The organism is Citrobacter sp. CK191, from assembly GCF_030333435.1.
GTDB classification, from domain to species: Bacteria; Pseudomonadota; Gammaproteobacteria; order Enterobacterales; family Enterobacteriaceae; genus Citrobacter_B; species Citrobacter_B koseri.
In genome coordinates this window covers 1-21,466 of record NZ_JAOWFX010000026.1, presented here as the reverse complement: position 1 = coordinate 21,466, position 21,466 = coordinate 1, and the positions used below count along the sequence as shown (strand labels likewise).

26 protein-coding genes are annotated in these 21,466 nt (G+C 41.7%); 23 read left to right on the top strand and 3 right to left on the bottom strand.

Annotation, left to right across the window (positions count from 1 at the left end; translation table 11 throughout):
* Window positions 1-9 precede the first annotated feature (9 nt).
* From OGV82_RS06955 to OGV82_RS22865, 23 genes are all read left to right on the top strand, one after another.
* Window positions 10-726: a type IV secretion system protein gene (locus OGV82_RS06955; protein WP_070749899.1), complete on the top strand. Its 717-nt coding sequence runs from the start codon at window positions 10-12 to the stop codon at window positions 724-726.
* Between the two features lie 11 nt (window positions 727-737).
* Complete coding sequence (locus OGV82_RS06950) at window positions 738-1,832, top strand: TrbL/VirB6 family protein (protein WP_000046889.1); 1,095 nt, start codon at window positions 738-740, stop codon at window positions 1,830-1,832.
* Window positions 1,833-2,346: 514 nt separating this feature from the next.
* Entirely contained in the window at window positions 2,347-3,033 is a 687-nt protein-coding gene (locus tag OGV82_RS06945) for a VirB8 family type IV secretion system protein (protein ID WP_042098128.1), read from the top strand.
* Window positions 3,030-3,938 carry a P-type conjugative transfer protein VirB9 gene (gene virB9 / locus OGV82_RS06940; protein ID WP_001329500.1) on the top strand — a complete coding sequence of 303 codons (909 nt, stop codon included), beginning with the start codon at window positions 3,030-3,032 and terminating at the stop codon, window positions 3,936-3,938. Before OGV82_RS06945 ends, virB9 begins: the two co-directional genes overlap by 4 nt.
* Complete coding sequence (gene virB10 / locus OGV82_RS06935) at window positions 3,931-5,049, top strand: VirB10/TraB/TrbI family type IV secretion system protein (RefSeq protein ID WP_070749898.1); 1,119 nt, start codon at window positions 3,931-3,933, stop codon at window positions 5,047-5,049. Before virB9 ends, virB10 begins: the two co-directional genes overlap by 8 nt.
* A gap of 1 nt (window position 5,050) precedes the next feature.
* Entirely contained in the window at window positions 5,051-6,079 is a 1,029-nt protein-coding gene (gene virB11 / locus OGV82_RS06930) for a P-type DNA transfer ATPase VirB11 (protein ID WP_000017225.1), read from the top strand.
* Window positions 6,066-7,928, top strand: coding sequence for a relaxosome-coupling protein TaxB (taxB, locus tag OGV82_RS06925; RefSeq protein WP_171729006.1), 1,863 nt, complete (start codon window positions 6,066-6,068; stop codon window positions 7,926-7,928). The genes virB11 and taxB overlap by 14 nt, the downstream gene beginning before the upstream one ends.
* An 8-nt stretch (window positions 7,929-7,936) precedes the next feature.
* Entirely contained in the window at window positions 7,937-8,359 is a 423-nt protein-coding gene (locus OGV82_RS06920; RefSeq protein WP_015059903.1) for a cag pathogenicity island Cag12 family protein, read from the top strand.
* Entirely contained in the window at window positions 8,343-8,648 is a 306-nt protein-coding gene (locus tag OGV82_RS06915) for a TrbM/KikA/MpfK family conjugal transfer protein (RefSeq protein ID WP_000147044.1), read from the top strand. Before OGV82_RS06920 ends, OGV82_RS06915 begins: the two co-directional genes overlap by 17 nt.
* A gap of 5 nt (window positions 8,649-8,653) precedes the next feature.
* Complete coding sequence (locus tag OGV82_RS06910; protein WP_000415096.1) at window positions 8,654-8,908, top strand: hypothetical protein; 255 nt, start codon at window positions 8,654-8,656, stop codon at window positions 8,906-8,908.
* 102 nt (window positions 8,909-9,010) lie between these two features.
* Window positions 9,011-9,319, top strand: coding sequence for a hypothetical protein (locus OGV82_RS06905; RefSeq protein ID WP_070749897.1), 309 nt, complete (start codon window positions 9,011-9,013; stop codon window positions 9,317-9,319).
* Window positions 9,316-9,810 carry a thermonuclease family protein gene (locus OGV82_RS06900; RefSeq protein ID WP_070749896.1) on the top strand — a complete coding sequence of 165 codons (495 nt, stop codon included), beginning with the start codon at window positions 9,316-9,318 and terminating at the stop codon, window positions 9,808-9,810. The genes OGV82_RS06905 and OGV82_RS06900 overlap by 4 nt, the downstream gene beginning before the upstream one ends.
* Window positions 9,811-9,825: 15 nt before the next feature.
* Window positions 9,826-10,230, top strand: a complete 405-nt coding sequence (locus OGV82_RS06895) for an exodeoxyribonuclease V subunit beta (protein ID WP_054250570.1) — start codon at window positions 9,826-9,828, stop codon at window positions 10,228-10,230.
* 105 nt (window positions 10,231-10,335) lie between these two features.
* Window positions 10,336-10,911 carry a DNA topoisomerase III gene (locus OGV82_RS06890; protein WP_286462646.1) on the top strand — a complete coding sequence of 192 codons (576 nt, stop codon included), beginning with the start codon at window positions 10,336-10,338 and terminating at the stop codon, window positions 10,909-10,911.
* Between the two features lie 4 nt (window positions 10,912-10,915).
* Window positions 10,916-13,069 (top strand): type IA DNA topoisomerase, encoded by a 2,154-nt coding sequence (locus OGV82_RS06885; protein WP_052945331.1) that lies wholly within the window; start codon window positions 10,916-10,918, stop codon window positions 13,067-13,069.
* On the top strand, window positions 13,066-13,272 hold the full coding sequence (hha, locus tag OGV82_RS06880) for a hemolysin expression modulator Hha (RefSeq protein WP_000850859.1): 207 nt from the start codon (window positions 13,066-13,068) through the stop codon (window positions 13,270-13,272). The genes OGV82_RS06885 and hha overlap by 4 nt, the downstream gene beginning before the upstream one ends.
* Window positions 13,273-13,287: 15 nt before the next feature.
* Complete coding sequence (locus OGV82_RS06875) at window positions 13,288-13,752, top strand: H-NS family histone-like protein (protein WP_001293141.1); 465 nt, start codon at window positions 13,288-13,290, stop codon at window positions 13,750-13,752.
* A gap of 103 nt (window positions 13,753-13,855) precedes the next feature.
* Window positions 13,856-14,512 (top strand): SEN1982 family lipoprotein, encoded by a 657-nt coding sequence (locus tag OGV82_RS06870; protein WP_000972912.1) that lies wholly within the window; start codon window positions 13,856-13,858, stop codon window positions 14,510-14,512.
* A 555-nt stretch (window positions 14,513-15,067) separates the two neighbouring features.
* A complete protein-coding gene (locus OGV82_RS06865) occupies window positions 15,068-15,892 on the top strand; it encodes a tyrosine-type recombinase/integrase (protein WP_032221744.1) in 825 nt (274 codons plus the stop codon).
* Between the two features lie 104 nt (window positions 15,893-15,996).
* The gene (locus OGV82_RS06860; RefSeq protein ID WP_000516222.1) at window positions 15,997-16,656 is read left to right on the top strand and encodes a nucleotide-binding protein; all 660 of its coding nucleotides are present in this window, start codon (window positions 15,997-15,999) and stop codon (window positions 16,654-16,656) included.
* A gap of 93 nt (window positions 16,657-16,749) precedes the next feature.
* Window positions 16,750-17,052, top strand: coding sequence for a hypothetical protein (locus OGV82_RS06855; protein ID WP_001096507.1), 303 nt, complete (start codon window positions 16,750-16,752; stop codon window positions 17,050-17,052).
* Window positions 17,053-17,088: 36 nt separating this feature from the next.
* Window positions 17,089-17,373: a hypothetical protein gene (locus OGV82_RS06850; RefSeq protein WP_032221741.1), complete on the top strand. Its 285-nt coding sequence runs from the start codon at window positions 17,089-17,091 to the stop codon at window positions 17,371-17,373.
* A gap of 61 nt (window positions 17,374-17,434) precedes the next feature.
* Entirely contained in the window at window positions 17,435-17,650 is a 216-nt protein-coding gene (locus OGV82_RS22865; protein WP_000399458.1) for a hypothetical protein, read from the top strand.
* A 306-nt stretch (window positions 17,651-17,956) separates the two neighbouring features.
* Here OGV82_RS22865 and OGV82_RS06845 read toward each other — a convergent pair whose 3' ends face one another.
* From OGV82_RS06845 to OGV82_RS06835, 3 genes are all read right to left on the bottom strand, one after another.
* A complete protein-coding gene (locus OGV82_RS06845; RefSeq protein ID WP_032221738.1) occupies window positions 17,957-18,484 on the bottom strand; it encodes a DUF2726 domain-containing protein in 528 nt (175 codons plus the stop codon).
* 135 nt (window positions 18,485-18,619) lie between these two features.
* On the bottom strand, window positions 18,620-19,024 hold the full coding sequence (locus OGV82_RS06840; RefSeq protein WP_001541973.1) for a hypothetical protein: 405 nt from the start codon (window positions 19,022-19,024) through the stop codon (window positions 18,620-18,622).
* Window positions 19,025-19,089: 65 nt separating this feature from the next.
* Window positions 19,090-20,097 (bottom strand): replication initiation protein, encoded by a 1,008-nt coding sequence (locus tag OGV82_RS06835; protein WP_032221737.1) that lies wholly within the window; start codon window positions 20,095-20,097, stop codon window positions 19,090-19,092.
* Window positions 20,098-21,466 lie beyond the last annotated feature (1,369 nt).

Below are 21,466 nucleotides of genomic sequence, written 5' to 3'. Positions count from 1 at the left end.
GGTGAATTTATGAAACGTATAAAAACATTTCTGCTGATATCATTATTGACGGCTTCATTTTATAGCAGCGCAGGTATTCCGGTTGCTGTTGATGCCAGTCCGGAATGGGCTGTTGAAGCCGCAAGATGGACAGAACGACTCAAACAATGGTCTGAAACTGCGCAACATTATCAGAGTCAGATTCAGGCATATAAAGACCAGTTAGCCACGGCAACAGGTATAAGGAATATTGCGGCATTCACAAATGAACTAAGTAATCTGCAATCAGAACTGACAAATATTTATAAGCAGGGGAACAGTTATATTTCTGATTTTACCAGTAATCCCGAAGGCGCATTAAGCAGCCAGGCCAAAAATCTGTTCAGCAAGTATGGAGCCTTCGATATGTGCAATACAGGCTATGAACGCAATGATAATCTCTGTAAAGCACGGATTGTGTCAACGGCTGCCAGTATTGAACAGGGAAATGAGATCAATAAGCAGTTATCAAGTGCAATGTCTCAGATTCAGAGTTTAAGTACCCGAATTGAGGCTTCAAAGGATATGAAAGAATCCCAGGATTTGGCTAACGCATTACAGGCGCAGTCGTTAAAAATGCAGGCGATAAAAATGCAGTATGATGTCTGGAATAATAAAAATAAAGCAGATCATGAGATGTTGGTCACACAAGAACAAGAGGCCTTTATTAAACAGCAGAAAGAAGCTGAACCATTAACTTTTGATTAAAAGGTGGATATATGGCTCAGGGGTTTTTCGTTAAATATAATTCTACCGTTATGGATTCGGTAGATAAAATCAGCTCCAGTTATCAAACACAATTTGCTAATGATATTATGTCGTTAGCGACGGTATCGGTTACGTTATATGTACTATGGAAAGGATATCAAATACTTGCCAGTAAAACTCAGACGCCCTTGCAGGATTTAGTATGGGATCTATCAAAATTTGCAATCATAATCATGTTTATAACTAATGCGGATGGGTATTTAACTGCGGCTACTGATGCGTTGCAAGGCATGAAAGATGGTTTTTCTGGAGGGGTGAGTGTCTGGCAAACTTTAGATAACTTATGGAAAAGTACGCAAAATCTTGGTGCGGAAATATACTCTTTAGATAAATCAACATATGTTAAAGATCAAGGTGTAGTTGGTCAGTTTTTAATATGGACTGGCTCGCTTATTTTAATGGCTGTTAGTGTGGTTGTTTTTTTAACAGCAGATGTAACGATGAAACTCCTGATTATTACAGCACCGATATTTATCTTTTGTCTCATGTTTGGTTTTATTCGGAGCATGTTTAATAATTGGTTACAATCGTTATTCTCCAGTATTCTGACAGTTCTATTTGCCAGTTTAGTGATTCGGATAGCAATGGATTTTCAAGGGATGATCCTTTCCCATGCTATTCGTGCTGCACAAACAGGGAATGTAAATCTTGTATCTACAGGTGCTATGGGCTTTATGGCTGGGTTTTTGGGGGCTTTATTGGTTCTTATAGCTAAAGGTTTTGCTGTCCAGTTAGCAGGTGCAGGTGTTGAAGGTGCTGTTCAGGGCGCAGCCATGATGGGGCTGGGTGCTGCTGGTATGGCTACTGGTAAGTCTCTGATGCTTGGCGGTCGTGCTGGTTTAGGTTTTGGCTTAGGGATGGCCGGAAGAACGGGCATGAATTCTTTATCAGGGAAAGCAGGGAATCTGATGGGGCGTGGTGCGCGAACAGCCGCTGAATGGGCGGGTGAAAAGGGATATCAGGCGCTGGCTCCGACAGGTGCTTTGGGGATGAAGGCGAGAAGACTTGCATCCCTGGAAAAAGCACGAGCGAGGAACGCCGCATGAAAATAATGAAACGTTTTTTTTATGTGATGTCCCTGAACTGGATACTGGTGTTCGTTGATAAACATATCACCTCCGGATGGAGCAGGAAGAGAAAGCTAATAACCCAGCTTGTTATTTTAATCACGGGAATTACCTTATTTAAGGTCTTAGGTGGAATCAGTCAGAGCTGGTTGTGACATGCTTCATTATTTTGTCATGATACTTTATTTTGTCCTAATCCTTCTTTTAGGAGTGTTTACCTGCTTCGCAGGAATAAGACTTGGTTTAGGGCTTGCGGGGAAATGGAGAAAGGGTATGGATCTTCGCTTTTTGCTTCTTATTGGTGGGATTCTTTTTCTTCATCTTGGCCTTTATCTCTTAAAGGTGTTCGTGAACGCTTAATAAGGTGAATTTATGCGATGTGTGATTCTTTTGTTTTTCCTGTTTCAGATTTCCGGATGTACCACAAGGAATAACCTTCCTTCTGATGTTTCCGGCGAACTGGAACCCATTAACCACAGCCAGGTAATCAGTTATGAGTGAAAAAATCGAAAAGAAGATTGAGACAGCTAAATCCTTCGAAAGACAACTCTATGCAGAAAATGAACGGTCTAAGAAAAATGCATGGCGTGTTGCAGCGGCAGCATCATTACTGTCCTTATGTCTTGGGGCTGCAATTTGTGTTCTTGTGCCATTAAAAGAAAAAGAGCTTGCTATTGTGGCTGTTGGCGAAAAAACAGGCCGTACAGAACTGATTACTCAGGTTAAACAGGAAAAGATCCTGCAATCTGAAGCACTTGGGCGGTATTTTGTAAACACGTATATTACTTTACGTGAAGGTTATAATTATCCGTCTCTTCAGTATGATTATGAGACTGTACAGCTATATAGCTCGAATACAGTAAAGGACGATTATCTTCGTCTGTATAACAGCGATATGGCTCCTGATAAAATTTATCATAATAACGGTTCTTACGTTGCGGTTGAGGTCATCTCCAATATTATTTCTGACGCAACCGCGCCAGATAAACTGGCCTCTGTGCGCTTTAAAAAAACGACGAGAAACTTCACGACCGGACAGGTTTCAGTTTCATACTGGACGGCTCGTGTGACATATCGTTTTGAACCAGAAAAGTCGGTTAAAAGTTCCAGTCGTGAGCTTAATCCTCTCGGTTTTACTGTAACCAGTTACCAGACAGATCGGGAAGTCAGGGGGGAATGATGAAGAAATTATTTATTGCTACATGTTTATTGCTTCCTGGGCTTGTGTATTCAGCAGCGACTCCGTTACCTTCTGGATTTGATGCAAGGATGCAGACTGTGAGTTATAACGGTGCGAATACGACCGTTATCCGGTCAAAGACAGGATTTCTCACATCAGTTGTTTTTGATGAAGGTGAGGCTGTTATCAGTGCAAAGGCTGGTTTTCCTGCCGGATGGGAAATCACAACCGATGATAATGTTGTTTACATCAATCCGCGTCCCGTTGTTCAGGAACAGGAAGGCGATGAAGGCGAAAAACTGAAAAAGGTTTTCCAGCCAACAGAAAAGGAATGGGATACGAATCTTTTTGTCAGAACAACAAAGCGGATTTACAGTCTGGATCTAATCCTTCTGTCAGAAGAAAAACAAGCGCAACCTGCTTATGTTGTACAATTCCGCTATCCATCAGAAATAGCGAAAAAGAATGCAGAAGAAGTAAGGCTGGCAAAAGAAAAACAGGAAAAACTCAGACAGAAGAAACTGATTTCTGAAAGTTTTGAAAAAGCCGATGCGCCTAAAAACTGGAATTATTTCATGCGAGTCAATGAAAAATATGACAGTCGTCGTATCGCCCCTGATTTTGCTTATGATAATGGCATATTTACCTTTTTAGGTTTTAACTCAGGGAAAGTATTCCCAGCTCCATTTGCTGTAAGAGATGGTCAGGAACAGACACTTGCTTTTAATGTGGAAACAAAAGGCAAGTATAAAATTATGGTTATCCACAACGTTAATGACAAATTTGTTTTACGCTATGGAAACAGCGTTGTTGGTGTTGTGAATAAATCTTTCGGAAAAGTATTAACCGACCAGAGGAATACATCTTCTCCTGCGGTAGAACGTGTTGAGGTGAATAATGACTGATATGAAAAAAACAGATGATTTAGTTGATGATGCGAATCAGTCAAAGCTGGAAAGTAAACCCGTTCATGATATCGGTGATATCAGGAACAAAAATAATCGTATGCGTTCTGGCTTTCTGTTTGGTCTGATGGCTGTATTAGTTATTGGTATTTTTGCGCTGAAAACATATAAAAATTATTTTGCAGATGACCAGCAGAAAGCATCAGAATCAACAGGCGATACCAGCATTTCTCAGGTAAGTAAAATCCGTACTGGTCTTGGTCAGAATTTTGACCCTGTTGAGAACAAAGCAATTATCAATCCAGGCGCTACTGGTTCTGGTAATACTGTTTCTGACGGTCATAAAGAAGTGCCACAGGAGGGGTTCAGGAAATATTTGTCAATACCTGTTGCTGGTCAGGAAGGGAGTCAGACTGGCGCGAGTGGCAGCAGCAGGACATCGCAGACATCAGAGCCACAGGAAGAAAGGAAAGAATCAAAAGAAAATGTTCCTGATAAATCAGGAATGAAAGTGACTGCTATTAAGCTCAATCCTGATCTCTATATTGAGGAAAACAGGCTTATACCGTGTGCTTTAACCACACGCTTTGTTTCTGATGTTGCTGGTCGTATCAGTTGTGTTTTTACAGAAGATGTATGGAGTGCTAATCACCACACAAAATTACTGGAACAGGGAACTAAGGCTTTTGGTCGTTACCAGACCGGAACGCTGAATCATGGACAGGGCAGAATGTTTGTTATGTGGGAGCAGTTGCGGACGCCTGATAATAAACGAATCGATATGGTAAATACAGCAGCGGCTGGTCCCCTGGGAGAAGCTGGCATTGATGGATGGATCGATTCTCACTTCTGGGAGCGTTTTGGTGGTTCTCTTATGCTCAGTATGGTTCAGGATGTAGCGGCGGCGGCGGCGGATAATGCACCTGGTAAAGATCGTAATGTGGATTATACCGAAAACTCACGACAGGCAATGGCTGAAATGGCTAAAGTCGCACTTGAGAATTCGATAAATATTCCTCCAACAATGTATAAAAACCAGGGTGACATAATCACTATTATGGTCGGGGAAGACATTGATTTTTCTGATATCTATGAGTTAAAGGTAAAATAGTATGAGTGGCGTTATTCCTGTCAGCATTAGCAATAAATCGCTCGATTTTTATAAAAATCAAGTATTCCAGTCTTTTCTTGATATTGAAGGGCTAACAGAAATTGCTGTCAACCGTCCTGGTGAAATCTGGACGGAAATTAATGGTGACTGGACATTCCATAATAATGACAGTGTGACCTTTGATTTTTGTAAACGTTTTTCTCATACGCTGGCATCATTTCGGGGAGATGAAATCGGCGATACCAAGCCATTACTTTCAGCAACACTGGAATCAGGAGAACGTGTACAGGTCGTTTTTCCTCCTGCATGTGAGAGAAATACTATTTCAATCACTATACGTAAACCATCGACACGGCAGATAACACATAAAGAATATGTGGCGAACGGTTTTTATGATTATGTCCAGTCAGGAAAAAAACACAGGACATACGATGATGAGCTTCTTGATTTATTCAGAGCGAGAAATATCGCTGCTTTTATGGAGCTTGCCGTAGCAGCAGGGAAAACCATTGTATTTGCCGGAGCAACGGGTTCCGGTAAAACAACTTATATGAAGAGTCTTATCGATTTCATACCATTGAATACACGGCTGATTACGATTGAAGATGCAGAGGAAATCAAATTTTTTATCCATAAAAATTATGTGCATCTTTTTTACCCTTCGGAATCCGGCAGTGATTCCGGCTCTATCATAACAGCAGCGAAATTAATCAAATCCTGTTTGAGGATGAAACCTGACAGAATTTTACTGGCGGAAATTAAAGGTGGCGATGCCTGGGATTTTGTGAAAGTTGCTGGTTCTGGTCACAGTGGAAGCATGACGTCCATTCACGCGGCCTCGGCAAAAGATGCCATCATTCAGATGGTGACAAAATGTTATCAGAACAGAGAATGTCAGAATCTTCCTTTTGATGTTCTTCGTAAAATCATTATGGACAGTATTGATATTGTTGTTCATGTAGGCAGGGATGGTGTTGTCAGGCATATGAGCGACATCTATTACAAAGGGGCTGAATGTGAAAACTTTTAATAAGTCGCAATCTGTTTTTATATTCGCTGTTATGCTTGTTGCGGCATGGTTTGCAGGTTCATTTATTTTCTTTGTGCTTTACTTCAGCCAGATAAAGAATCTGAAACCATTGAAGGCTGTGTTCAGATCCATTGATGCGTACAGGATGGATATTTTTACAGACAGCCTTACTTTATCTGTTGTGACTACGGATATCAGAGTTTTAGCCTTTGTTGCACTTGGAGCAGGATTTGTCGTGTCTCTTATCATCCCTGTTGCGGCGTTGATAAAACTGAACGAGAAGAAAGAAAATATTTTCGGTGATGCGCGATTTGCAACAATTAATGATATTCGTGAGTCTAACAGTTTCACGCTTGACGGTGACGAAAAAGACGGGATTATCGTTGGTATAAAAGACAAGAAAATCATACGCTATGTGGGAGCAGCATTCAGTGCTATGGGAGCCGGAACAAGGGCTGGTAAAGGTGCTGGTATAGTCATCACTAATCTTATGAAGTACTGGTGGAGTGTTATTATTCTCGATCCAAAAAGGGAGTGTTTTAATATCACCAGTCTTATCAGGAAGGTGATTTTAGGTCATGAGGTTTATAAATTTGATCCCTTTAGTCCGGTAACGCACCGCTTTAACCCTTTGTATTATGTCAGCATGGGAACGAGTGAAGGTTTTAATCAGCTTGAAAATCTTTCGTTGATTATTTACCCCTATAAGACAGATGGTGCGGATGCTGGTAGCTATCTTAATAAGACGGCGGGTGGTGTTTTTAAATCTTATGCTGTCGCTTTATGGTTTATGATTAAGAATGATAAGGCTGGACTAAAAACGCTTGATATTGAGCCTGTCTTCTCAATGTCTAAAATTAATCAGCTTTTTGAGCGTGCAGAACCCGAACATCTTCTTTCATTCATGAATGATATTCGTTCAGAATTAAGGGGGAAAGACAAAACGCTTGCTGATATTGGTGTCGCTGGCCTTAAGGCATTCATTGAGATGGAGGATAAAACAAAAGCACAACTCAAAAGCAACTTTCTTAATGGATTATCACCGTTTGCTAACCCCAATGTGGCAAATGCTACTGATGGAAATGATTTTGATTTGCGGCAGGTGCGGAAAAAGCGGATGACAATTTATTTCTGTATTTCTGGTGATAATGCCAGGTTGGCTGAAAAAATAACAAATATTTTCTTTCAGCTTGCTATACAGGTGAATCTTGAAAAGATGCCAACGGATGATCCGGAAATAAAGCATGACTGCCTTTTTCTACTGGATGAATTCCCGTCAATTGGTGCTGTAGATTACATCAAGAGTAAATCTGGTCTCATTGCTGGTTACAAGCTGAAATTGTTGATTGTTTACCAGGTCGGCTCTCAGCTTGAGGAAATCTACAGTTATGCAGGCAGTAAAACATTACTGGCAAGTGCACCCTGCAAAATTGTTTATTCCGCTTCTGATGTTAAAGATGCGCGGGAGTTATCAGAAGCGATGGGGACACGAACAGTAACTATCGGTTCGAAAAGCAAAAGTCGTAGTCGTGGAGGAACATCGAGATCTGAATCAGAAAGCCTTATTGAGCGTCCACTGGTAACAACAAATGAACTACTTACACTGAAATTTAGTGAAGAAATCCTGGCAATGAAGGGAGAAAACCCGATTCGTTGTGAAAAGGCATTCTACTATCTCAATGAGTATTTCTTTGGTGACTTTGTGAAGGTTGCTCCGGAACTTGCAAACATTTTCCCCAGGAAGAAAGGAAAGCTGGTTATGCCTCCACAGAAAGTATTTGAAAATGAAATCGTCGCAAAAGGGTATCTGGTAGTAAAAGATGTTCCTAATCTCGATAAAGCGGCATAAAGGAGAACATGATGAAGAAGTTAGTGTTTTTATTGATTTCCATTCTTGCTGGTTGTTCATCACCGCCAGAGCCAACACCCGTGCAGTTTGAAAAGGCAAATGAAGTGATCAATCCCTCATTGCCATATGTCCCCGATTTTCACGGTGTCATAAAGTCAGACGTTAGCGGTAAAGGATGGGTTTATGAGATCACTTCCTTATCCGGAGTACAGGCCAGAACGCCGACGTTTTATTACGCTCTGGCTCATGCGGACAGGATTGTAGTGACAACACATGATGCTGGGCTGTGGTTTCGAATCAGAGATCTGTTGAAGATGGAAGGGGCAACAGCAGTCGTGGAATGGCGAAACGAGAAAAGTTTTTTACCTGAACAGGTAAAAATAGTTTTCATTAAAGCACAAAATGAGGTGAAAAATGACTGGAAAAAATAGAGTGGTTTTACCAGCCTTGCTGGCGTTAGGATTAATATCAACAAATGCTAATGCATCTGACCCTTGCGCTTCGGTACTTTGCTTATATGGAAAAGCAGTCGGGCAAGGTGGAGGGAGTGAATGCAGAAGTGCTGAAAAGGATTTTTTTAATATTCTGAAAAAGAAAAAAGGAAGCATTCGCTGGAGTAAAACTTTTGATGCCCGTAAAGCATTTCTGAATCAGTGTTCAACGGCTGATCCTGCTGCTATATCAAAAATCATGAGTAAGTTCGGCAAGGTTAAAGGGTAGATGATATGGAAAAGCAAACTACTGATTTACTGAATGTAATCAAGACAGGACACTCTGGCTCAATAGCTGGTAATCCTGCTCATGCACTGGATGATAAGACTATGAACGCCATCATTCATAACTACGTGGCAACGATTGTGCTCGGTAAAGCAGGTAACTGCAAAGAAACTCCTCTCACAAAGTATTGTTCGAGGACTATGCCAGAGCGTATTTCAGTTGAAGAAATTAATGAGTTTAAAATTTATCCAGAGTTATTCTGAACGGAGATAACGGCAAACGCCGCAGATTCCGGATTTTAATCCGGGATTTGCGGGGTTGAACAACCGAAGGGCGTTAGTTTCCTCGTAATCCATGAGGTGTATATGAAAGCAAGAAGTGTGAGAGTTGCCGGAATTGAAATTATCGATAGTGTTAAAACGGTCGCTTTTGTTTTTACTGAAAACTTACTGTTTATGGTCTGGTTTTCGGCAATTGTCTATGGGCTTTATCGTGTTGTTATCGTTTTATGGGATGATCCTTTAAAGCCGCAATCGCTCATGGAATTTCTTAATTTCATAGTTGAGTTGTATAGCTATGTACTTCCTTCGTTGGCTGTTATCGCAGTGGCTTTAATCGCCGTTTTATCCATTTGTAAAATACTCTCAGCAATATGGGAGGGAAGAAAGCAATGAGACATTTTCTTAAGGCTCTTTCCTTTGTTGTTTCCCTGTTACCAGCTACATTGTGTGCGGCTGAAATCCAGGGGAAAGTTATTCGCGTTCTCGATGGCGACACCATAGAAGTTAAAACACTACCCGCAAAAATTGTTGTGTATGAAGTTCCGATTCGAGTCCGATTGATAAATATTGATGCCCCTGAAAAGAAACAACCTTTTGGACGCTGGTCAACAAATCAACTTAAAACCCTGCTCGCAGGCCAATCCGTTACCGTCTCTTATACGCAGACAGACCGCTACGGACGCATTATCGGTCGTGTGTTCACGACGAACGGCACGGATGCCAGCCGCTTTATGGTTCAGTCTGGCGCTGCATGGGTATATGAACGTTACAACGCGGATGAGTCATTACCGGCTCTGCAACGGGAAGCGCAGGAACAAAAACGCGGTTTGTGGGCCGATGCAAATCCGGTTCCACCGTGGGAGTGGCGATACAAACATAACTAACTGATAGGGGTTTTTATGGCTTTATCACCCAAAGAAAAGAAAGAGTTACAACAACGCTTCGAAAAGCAATTACTACCTGACCTTGATATGTCATTTGAACTAAATGGCGAAGTATATAAATTTAATTTTGATAAAAATGAGTCAGGTGACTATATCGATAGTTTTACACAAGCAGTATGGGGAGGTTATCAGGATGCCGAGGAATGGGAAAAATATGGTAAACATCAGGAGACAGAATTACCTGAATGCCCTGAACCAGTCGAGGGTTGGTGCGACTGTGATAAATGTAAGTCGATGATTTTTCATAAAGAGAAAAATATTTATATTTGCCTCTCCTGCCATAAACAAACAGAGCCATTTCTTCCAATTGACTGGAACTCAAACGATTACGATTGGCTACCTTATGAAGATGAATACTAATGCTGAATACTTCACAGTCATAATACAGATTGTTCTTTATTCAAAAGACAACCATCTATTGAAAGTGCATTAGTTATATAAATCAGATACTCTTTGGTGGTTATTATGCAATATGTATTAGTTGATGCGCTGGAACGAAATTTTTTGCTGGATGCTCTTGAATTTGGTGTTCTGAAGGACTGGAAAGAAAATCCGGTAAAAGAACTTCCTGATATTGATGAATCTGTTCACCCCTACCATGTCTGCTATGGTGGATATTTATTAAATCCTGGTGTTTCAGATTCAGATATTAGCAGAAAAATAAAAGACCAGACAGGATTCTGGCTGGCAGCTATTGATGATACCCGCATGGATTGTCATTCAATAGCTTATTATGATATTCACACCCTCCCTTTGATTTTGTGTGGACATCAAAAGATAGTTCCTTTTGCCGCATTAATAAAAGCTGATGAATGCATCATTTCAAAAATTGCTTCATATTCTGGTTTTGCTGTAACAGCTTTTTTGAGAATTAAAGACCAGGATATCGCAACGAATATACTTAACCGTGAGGGAATTTTTGCCTTTAATGGCTGTGAGCGCAGATTCAGACAACCTGTAAGTGAAGATAACTGGCAACAGGCAGTATCAGAAGAACGCGCTATTCGTTGTGCAAACAGATTAATTCAATGTAAAGGATAACAAAATGAGACTTTTTATCGCAGAAAAACCCGCAGTAGCAAATGATATTGTTAAGGCACTTGGTGGCAATTTTACCCGCCATGATGGCTGGTTTGAAAGTGATAACGCCATTGTGACTAACTGTTTTGGTCATATTATCGAATCACAACCGCCGGAAAACTATAATCCTGAATACAAAGCCTGGAAGGTTGAAACGCTTCCTTTACGTCTTTATCCCGTGAAGTATCAGCCTGTTGAAAGTGCAGCAAAACAGGTTAAAACGATTCTCGAACTTATCAGACGTGGAGACGTGACTGAAATTGTTCACGCTGGCGATCCTGATGATGAGGGACAGCTACTTGTTGATGAAGTCCTGGAATATGCAGGAAACACAAAACCCGTAAAGCGCGTTCTGATTAACGACAACACGCTTCCGGCAGTGAAAAAGGCACTGGCAAATCTTAAAGATAATCGTGATTTCAAAGGGCTTTACCTTAAGGCGCTGGCGCGTTCAGTTGCTGATGCCGTCTATGGCTTCTCCATGACGCGTGCTTACACCATTCCTGCAAAAGCCAGAGGATATCAGGGCGTTCTGTCTGTCGGGCGCGTCCAGACTCCCGTTCTTGGCCTGATTGTGAATCGTACCCGTGCTAACCAGAACCATAAATCCAGTTTTTACTACACCATGACCGGAGTCTTTCAGCGTGGTGCTGATGTTATAAGGGCGAACTGGAAGCCAGGGGAATTTGCTCCGCTGACAGACCGTAAATTACTTGATAAAGCGTGGGCAGACGGAACGGCTGCATCCCTTGCAGGAAAACCGGCTACAGTTGAAGCAGCAGCAACTGATGATAAAAAAACGGCTGCACCGTTGCCCTTTAACCTGGTACGACTCCAGCAATACATGAACAAAAAGTTCAAAATGACGGCACAAAAAACGCTGGATATTACGCAACAATTACGTGAAAAATATAAAGCGATTACTTATAACCGCTCTGATTGCTCATATTTATCTGATGAACAATTCAGCGAAGCGCCGCAGGTTATCGATGCCCTGAAATCAGTCTTTCCTCAGTCGCTGGATATTGATTCTTCACGTAAAAGCAAAGCGTTTAACAGTGCAAAGGTGACTGCGCATACTGCTATAATCCCGACCGCCAGTGTGCCTGATGTTAACGCACTCAGCACCGACGAGCGCAATGTTTACCTGGCGATCGCACAACACTATCTTGTTCAGTTCATGCCTGAAAAAGCATACCAGGAAGTATCGGTTGCCATTCAGTGTGGTGATGAGTCGTTCTATGCCCGTGCCAGAAAAACAACTGACAGCGGATTTGAGGCGTTTCTTGGCGCGGAAACCACAGACGAAGGTGAATCAGAAGATAATGATGATTCCGCTTTTGAACTGCTCTGTAAAATTCGCACAGGAGAAACACTGACGACAAAAGAAGTTATTGTTAATGAGAAGAAAACAACACCGCCGCCGTTATTCACCGAAGCCTCCTTGCTTGCTGCGCTTGTTCGTGTCGCGGATTTTGTCACTGACCCAACGATTAAAAAATTGTTGAAGGATAAGGATAAAGACAAAAAAGATGAACATGGTGGCATTGGTACGCCAGCTACCCGCGCAGCCATTCTGGAAACGCTGAAGAAAAGAAACTATATCACGCTGGAAAAAGGGAAACTTATTCCTACTGATACCGGATATGCGCTTATTGATGCCCTGCCTGGTATAGCGGTTAATCCTGATATGACAGCATTATGGTCTGAAAAGCAGGCTGCCATAGAAAATGGCGATCTGACGGTTGAACAGTTTATTAATGATCTGTACGGTGAACTGACAGGCATGATTTCTGATGTTGACCTGGGCGAGATGAAGATTGAACCCGCTGCGCCAGCAGGGCAGTTTCAACGCCTGGACTCTCCCTGCCCTTCCTGTGGTAAACATATTGTTATCAGGCCGAAAGGTTATTTCTGTACCGGATGTGAATTTAAAATCTGGAGTGAGTTTTCTGGTAAGAAAATCACCCAGGCACAGGCCGAAAAACTGGTTAAATCAGGGAAAACCGATTTGATTAAGGGATTTAAAAAGAAAAGTGGTGGAACGTATGATACAGTTCTTGTCCTTGAGGATAAGAAAACAGGGAAACTGGGTTTTCCGGCAAGGGCTAAGAAGTGAAAACAAAGCAGGAATGGCTTTTTCAGTTAAGAAAATGTACATCAAGAGATACTCTTGAAAAAGTTATTGAGATTAACCGTTACAAACTGCCTTTATCAGAATCAGAGGCATTTTATTCTGCCGCAGATCATCGCCGAGCAGAACTGGTGATGAATAAACTTTATGATAAGGTGCCTTCCGGCGTCTGGAAGTACGTACACTAAATAAGAGGATTAATTATGAGCGAACTGACTAAAGAAGATGAATACGGCATTATCAGCCGTACTATGATGAATATTCGTTCATTGCGTGTTTTTGCCCGTGAAGTTGATTTTGAGCAATTGCTCGAAATGCAGGAAAAACTGAACGTTGTTGTTGAAGAACGTCGTGAAGAGGCTGAACGTGAAGCGGCTGAACGCCAGGAACTTGAAGCCAAACGTCAGCAGGCCATTGAATACATCATATCTTTAGGTCTTGATCCCGAATCACTCCTTGCTCCTGTAACAGCAGATACAGTAAAAACCAGGCGGAAAGCCAAAGGCGGAGTAAGAAAGGCTAAATACCGCTTTAAGGATGAAAATGGCGAGATCAGAGAATGGTCTGGTAATGGCAAGCGTCCGCTTGCTTTACAGAAGCTGCTTGATGAGGGCCATTTCATGGAAGATTTCCTCATTGACAAACTGCAACCTGGGCAGGTTGAATAAAATAATCGTGATGCCGTCGCAAACAAGTTTGCGACGGCAAATGGAGGGGACAGAACAGCCAGCGGTGCTGGCAAGAAATTTTATCGTTTGATAAAGAGGGAAAATGATGATCAAATCAAAAAAAGTAGTGGTTATTTTTGTTGCTTTGAGTTCATTCTTGCTGGCAGGGTGTGATTCACCAAAAGATGCTAATAAGCAAAACTTTGAAAAAGCTATTAATACTCGACTAGAGAAGGAATGCATTACTATTAGTCCGCTGGGAATGTTTGATAGTAAGCCTTATCCGGTTCAGGTAGCTGTGGCTCAGGCTAATCGATATACATCTCAGGAACGGGCAGATGAAATAAATTCTCGACAGTTTTCTGCGCTGGATGTACTGGTCAAAGCCGATTTATTAACAGTAAAAGATACCCTGGTTGATGACGTTATTGGTTTTACTAAGACGGGTAAGAAAGTGCCAGGCCGTGAATATGCTCTGACAGATGAGGGGAAAAAATATCTGAAGTCTCCGGAACGGCCTGATTTTTGCGTTGGTCATTATAAGGTGGATGAGATAGTTGATTTTACCGAACCTGGTGATGCTATGGGAATGAAGATCACGCAGGTGAATTACACATTCAGTCCCACCAGTATCGCTGAATGGGCGAAACGCGATGATGTTCGGACAGCATTTTTAGGACTTGAGTCTGATTTGAAAGAGAAACAAACAAAACGTATTACACTGGTTTTGAAAAATGATGGATGGTCTGCTGAACGGTAGGCTGTAATGGTGTTGCTACGTGAAAAATCCCCCACGTATATCCCCTACTTTTTCACGGATTTCACGTAGCGCACCGCCGTTAATGACTCTATCAAAAATACTCACCGATATTTTTCACACCGCAAACAACCTAACTTACTGTAAAACAACAAATCAGCTTTGCGCCGGTGACGCATCGATCGCGCTGGCCAGCGCGATCCTCAGCTGCGACCGCTACAGTATTTTTGAACAAGATTACCCTTGCTCCGGTTTAATTCGCCAGGCAGTTAGACATACAGGTCATTCTGTCCATATCTAATTAGTTACAACATTCACATGTTCTGTTCCTTTATCCGGTGCCCTGTTCCGGTATATGTGCCCATATCCTGGGTTATTCAGGATAACCGCTTCCTTTTCGCCCTGCCCTGTCGTTCATATCCCCCTGGACAAAAATGCATTATCGGAAAAAATGTCCAAATTTTTTTTTGGTGATCGGAATTTTTGTTGTCGGACGCACCTCTGCTTCAGGTCATAATTGCTGGCACATCCAGAAAAACAGGTGCGGAGATTAAAAAATTGAGTCATTTACCCGCCAGCATTTTCCAGATTTCACGTAGCGACGCCTGGAATTTAACCCTCTCTCCCGATGCAGCCCGTAATATGCGGGATCTGGCGGCACAGATTGGCGCAGGAATGCCGAAATATCTGATAGCACCGGAAGTCTCACTGCTTCTCTCCTACATCGATGATCTGAACATCCGTATGTACTTTGAGACGCTCTGGAATACCGGAGCACGACTGAACGAAGCTCTGGCGCTGAAACCTGCCGATTTTATACTGACTCCGACACGGCAGTACCCGCAACCCGTGGTGATCCTGAAAACACTCAAGCAACGTCTAAAAGAAGCAGAAAGAAGACCAGGACGCCCGACCACCAGGCATCCACCATTACATCCTGATCCGCGATACAGAAAACCACCGGAGCCTGCTGTAAGGCTGGTTCCTGTTCTGGATGCCGGATACGCATTGCGTATGCGGGAATACCTGGCGACCTGGAAAAAGCGGATCAAACATCAGCCTGTGTGGGACATAACATCGAGACAGACACCGCTGAACTGGATAAACACCGCAGTGGCACGGGCAGAGCGTGACGGCGTAACATTTTCGGTTCCGGTCACGCCTCACACGTTTCGCCACAGTTACGCCATGCACCTGACAATGAGTGGCGTTCCTCCGCGCGTTCTGCAATCCCTGCTGGGACACCGTTATGCAAGAAGCACCGAGATTTACACCCGCGTTTTTTCGCTGGACGTCCTGACAGGAAGTGGCCTGTCCTTTACCTGCGATCCACGGCGAGCAAAACAGCTTCTCGGATACCCTGAACGCATTAATGATGAGTAATAATACACATCATTAAACTGTTGCCAGCACGCAATAGTACGGTTATACTTTCACCACAAAAGATTGTGTATTAATACACACTATTTAACCGGGAGGGTTTTGTGATGGGAAAAATCATTACAGTTGCAGGGCATAAAGGCGGCATAGGCAAAAGCACCGTGCTTTGTTCCTTATGTGTCTGTGCCATCAGGAAAGGGAAAACAGCCTGTTTCCTGGAAACAGACTCGCAGGGAAGCATCAAGGACTTCATTGAGGAACGTAAAACCAACGAGCGGCTGTCTGAAATACCGTATTTCGAGTGCTACACAGATATTCCGGCGATGGCACGAAAACTGGCTGCCCGCTTTGATTATGTGTTTGTTGATACGCCAGGAATGAAATCTCCGGCCTTCGTTAAGGCACTGAGTTGTGCTGACATTCTGTTCACATTCATTGAGCCAGGAGCAGGCATCGAGATCAACACGCTGGGACGGCTGGTTTTCGACATTAAAACAGCACAGGCCGGAGTCAATCCGTCAATGAAAGCATGGATTGTCCTGAATAAGTGTTCAACTAATCCGTCAGACAGTGAAGCGTCAGAACTGCGCCGACAACTCAATGATGATCCTGACTGGCTTCCGGTTCCCCGCCAGCGTATCTATATGCGTACTGCGCATAAAAAAGCCTATAACAGTGGTATGGGCGTACACGAATACGATGATAAACGGGGAAACAAAGCCCGTGGAGAGATTGAATTACTGTTAAAAGAAACGGATGTTCTGTAATGTGTATTATTACACACTATAAGCGATGATATACTCACACCCTTAATAGTGTGTATAATTACACACCTTACTAAAAACAGGATACCGAATCTAATGGCAAAGCTCCCAAAGAAAATTGATCAGGAAATTAAACCGCTGGATTTACGCCAGTTTGTAAGTTCTGCTGCACAAAAACCAGCATCGGCATCCGCAGTAACGCGTATAAATCTGACCATGACAGATGATGATCTGGATACAGCGCAGGTGTTCCAGAACAAGTACGGCGCAAGCCGTGCTGAAGTTATCAGAGCAGCACTGGCAGCGTTACGACTGGTATCAGCAGAAGAACGCCGGAGGCTGTTTGATGATATAAGGAAAAACAGCCCGAAAGCAGGAAGACCAACCGTGAATAAATAGTGTGTTTTATTACACACCATTAAAGGGGATAAAAATATGCTCATAAAGATCATTAAATCTGTATTCAATTTTTACATACTCTGTGTGCAGCCTTTACTTGGATTATTTCTCGTGGGTTATAGTGTGTGGAGATTTTCAGATAAGGGGATCTGTACAGCAGACAAGGTTATAGTCTGTGACACATCAGTATTACTGGAACCAGCATCGTACTTTGTCATTGGAACTGTTGTTTTGTTTGTATGGTATATAGCATGGCAGACAGAACGCTCGAAAGAAGAAGACTTTAAATCAAGCATAAAACCAGAAGATTTTGTGAAGTGAGGATACGGAATAATGCCAGCTTATAACCAGACATTAGGGCACTTTAGGGGATTTTAAATCTATGGAACACTGCATCTTTGATTTAGGCATTATAGACTATAATCCTGTCATTACATGGACAGTACCTGTTGCATTTTTCTTTTTAGTAGTGCTGGCTGGTATAGTATTCAATATTGGCAGGAAAAGTAATCTAATCGTTTTCATCCTGGCAATGTTGCTCCCAGTAACAACGGTTTTCATTTTTATGTTACTGGGCGGTAAGATCGATATGTGCTGATCAATTAAAAGAGGATTAAACAATGATAAATTCAATCGCGTTTAGTCTTATAGCGTTATGTATAATATATATATCATCACTACTTAAAAAAAGTAACTTCAGAATATTTTATATTACTGTATCTACGTGCTCTTTATTATTATCATGTGTACCAAACAAGTACGGTATGATTGGTATAGCAGCATTGGTATTTACAACTATGTTTGGACCATTATTAATTATTTTAGAGGATAACAGACAATAAATTATGACAATGCGTTTGTTAAGCCCGCAAATATGTGGGCTTATTTTTAATTTCTAATATTTTTACTCTTCATCATCCCGCAGGAACTGACAAAAATCTTCGCTCCCCATCATATCGACAGTGTTTTTAAATTCGAAAAAAGAAATTCCTGTCATAGCACACACGCGCTGGATAATCAGTTTTTTCTTTTGCTGTCTGACGGTTGCGGTTTCACCAAACTGGATAACAGCCAGGACTGTTTCATCATATGATTTCAGGACAAAATCACAGGTTATATTCTGCACTTCACGGATTAAATCTTTTACAGCATCCTCGCTACCATGAGGACGAACAAATTCAATGAGCCGTATTTTGGGAAAAACGGAATAATCAGGTATAATATTACGTGAAAGAATACCTAAAAACTCTGATTCCTTATTTGAGAGTAAGGGTACTTTAGTAAAACAATCAACCTCCCCAATAGCTGTAAAAGCATTGGTTGTAAAAGCTGGATTATTCTTAATAAAATCAGAGAATACGTTTTCAGTTGATGGTAAAACAACAGCAGAATTATGTTGTTCATCTCGTTTTTTATTACGGTTAAATATCATTTCATATTCCTTTTAAAAGAGCCTGCGGCAGGCACAGGCAAAAACATCGTTTTTGGACAATCATGGATAAAATGTTAACATTTTGACCATGATTGTCTATCCTGCATTGTTCTTTACTGTCTGTAAGATCGGCACTCATTCTTCCGGCGTTCTCCCGATACCAAAAAGACGGAACGCAAAACGACTTTCGATCCACCATTCAAAAATCTGCTCTGCGCAACCACAAACAGTTAAGGCGATCCATGCAGCAAGAACAACGTAACCACTGACATCTGCGCCCATATACCAGGCGATAGTTAAACCCATCACTGCGATACCGCCTAAAAACTGCAACAAGAAACGAAATCCCGCAAGAATCCCCAATGGAATAACAACAACCAGATAAAGGGAAGCAGCCAGAAGGTATCTGACAGGTGTCAGCAGATAAAAGAACCTGGATGTTTTCTTTTTGTCAGAATAAACGGCATCATTTGCAACATCTGTTGAATGAGCGCCCAGGTCTCTCCTGATACGTTGAAAATCCACGATGTTATCTTTCATATCATCCTCTCTTTTAAGTGAGTTATAAAAAGAGAAAAAACGGGTAACGTAAACAGCAGCATTCTTTAATCACTAAACCAGAACGACTCTTCGAAATCCCATCCGGTTATTTCATGCCATAACTTAACCTTCTGAAGATCTGGCCTTGATAATTTTAACTTATCATCATATTCCCTTAAAGAGATAAGATAATTTTTCATAACATCGATACATTTTTTTGCCCAGGCTACCTCCGCAGAGCTTCCTTTAATAACTCTTGGTCTTGATGGCAATCGAGGGCGTAACGGTTTAGTTGCTATTTTTTTTCCATCATGTGTTTCATTCTCTACAAGATATGTGAACACAACAGACTCGATCTTTCTGCCGGACTTGATACCTTCATAGGTAACACTCAGATTCGTATTTGCATTGATAATATCAACAGCAGGATCAAGCACCCGTTTCTTAAAATCCTTATATACTGGATATTTCCCTGTAAGCCCGGTTCGCTCCTTCATCCATTCAATGGTTATAGGATCTGTCGAGATCACTCCACTATGTTTCTTATTTCTGTTCAGATTCTTATATTTATACAACCATGAATAAAGTCGAAATGAAAATGGCGTATCCAGTTTCACCATATGTTCAAGATTCATTTGTGTAAATTCGCTTTTCAGTTCATAAAGATATTGACTAACCGAATCTGAAAAACGCAAAGTTATGTCACTTTCACTATTCCCAACACCATATCTTATTGAAGAAAACCAGAATCGTTTGACTGCATCGATCCTTTTTTTTGCCTCGTTCCATTCATACGTAACAATTGGCTTTGAGCCTAAAGAACTCGCAGCAGATTTTAACTGTTCATAACAATTTTTCGAATCTAAAGAAAAAGTCTCCCTGTATTCCTTCGCAAACAATGTATATTCATTTGCAGGCTGTGGTTTACGGCTATCAATCTTAGTCAATGCCAGATACAGAAGACGCATTTCAATTAGCGTTATATCGTATGCACCTTCCAGCAATTGATTTCCCTGTGCCAACAAACTTTGAACATCATTACAGTCGCTATTTTTATTATTCTTTAAGACCATACAGCTCCCCTTCCCGTGAGTTAAAAATCAAAAGAAGTTTCTCACACCCAAACTAGGGACGCAATATTTTTTTGTCCCTATATAACTAATAAACCATAAATCTGTCCCCCGTTTGAAGGGTCAAACCTGGCTGAACGGCGCATTTTCACCCTCAGTCAGAGGCAGTCAATACAGCAAACCAGGAGGGAATGCATCATCAAAAACCCATAGAGCCAAACATCTTAAATGTGATCTAAGTCACTAATTAAATTCAGATTCATAGAGAATCCATAACGAATCCGAGTTGAATCTAAAAAAAGTTATCCACAACCTGTGGATAAAAAAGTTATCCACACTAAATCTGTCCCTAGTTGACCATAAATCTGTCCCCTTTTAACCATAAATCTGTCCCCTGATAAAAACGCAAATAACCATAAATCTGTCCCCTTTTAACCATAAATCTGTCCCTAGTTAGCATTGCAATCAATTGAAAAACAAAAGAAAAAACACCCCTGAAAAAGGAAATATTATATGTAACATAGGAGTGATCTATCTTTTAGAAAAAAGAAATTAGAAAAAAAGAATAGAGCGCATTGTGAATTTTTTGAGTTGGAATCAGCAAAATCACAAGATGAGGTCAGACCAGAGCGTACGGATTCATATGCTGCATCGAAGACATTCCGCTTCCTCGCTCACTAACTCGCTCCGCTCGGTCGTTCGACTGCGGCGAGCGGAGTCATTTCTCACATATCGCTGGTAATTCTGTTGTTGTTCCTTCGGTGATGAGTCGCTTGATAGCCTATAAAACACGCTCAGAAGCTCTCAGACGCACGAAACGGGTTTAAATACCCCTTAGGGCATGGGAGGCGCGAAAAACGCTTACAGAGGCTTTCTATTCATCAGAATCTGATCCTGTGAAGACCGAGAAAGTTCTCATGTTTAGTCACAACCTGAATATTTCATTCCGAGGGCGGTTTAATATAACTAACTGATTTTATTGGAATAGTTCTTTTAATTATGATCCTCATTTTGCTAACCGAGGATCTTCTCATGTTTCAATTAAATACCTTTAATATCAACATGATATGTTCTTTTGCCAATTGATTTATGTGACCACATCATTTCAACGATACATAAATCAACAGATTCAGCAATGCCCCCTCCCCAAAGTGTCACAGAGAAGCCCTGAATCGCTCTCTGCCGCTTCGTTCGATACAACCATGAGGAAAACCATGCGAAATGAAAAAAATCGCTTAAAATGCGATTCAGAGCGTTTTAGGGAGGTTCTGTTAGTTCTCCTGCATTGCGCCCGTAGCTCGCTGACGCTCACACGCGCAGTACAGCGCCCCGCCATGCTGCAATGCACCTGGGCGGGGTAAACTCGCTTGCG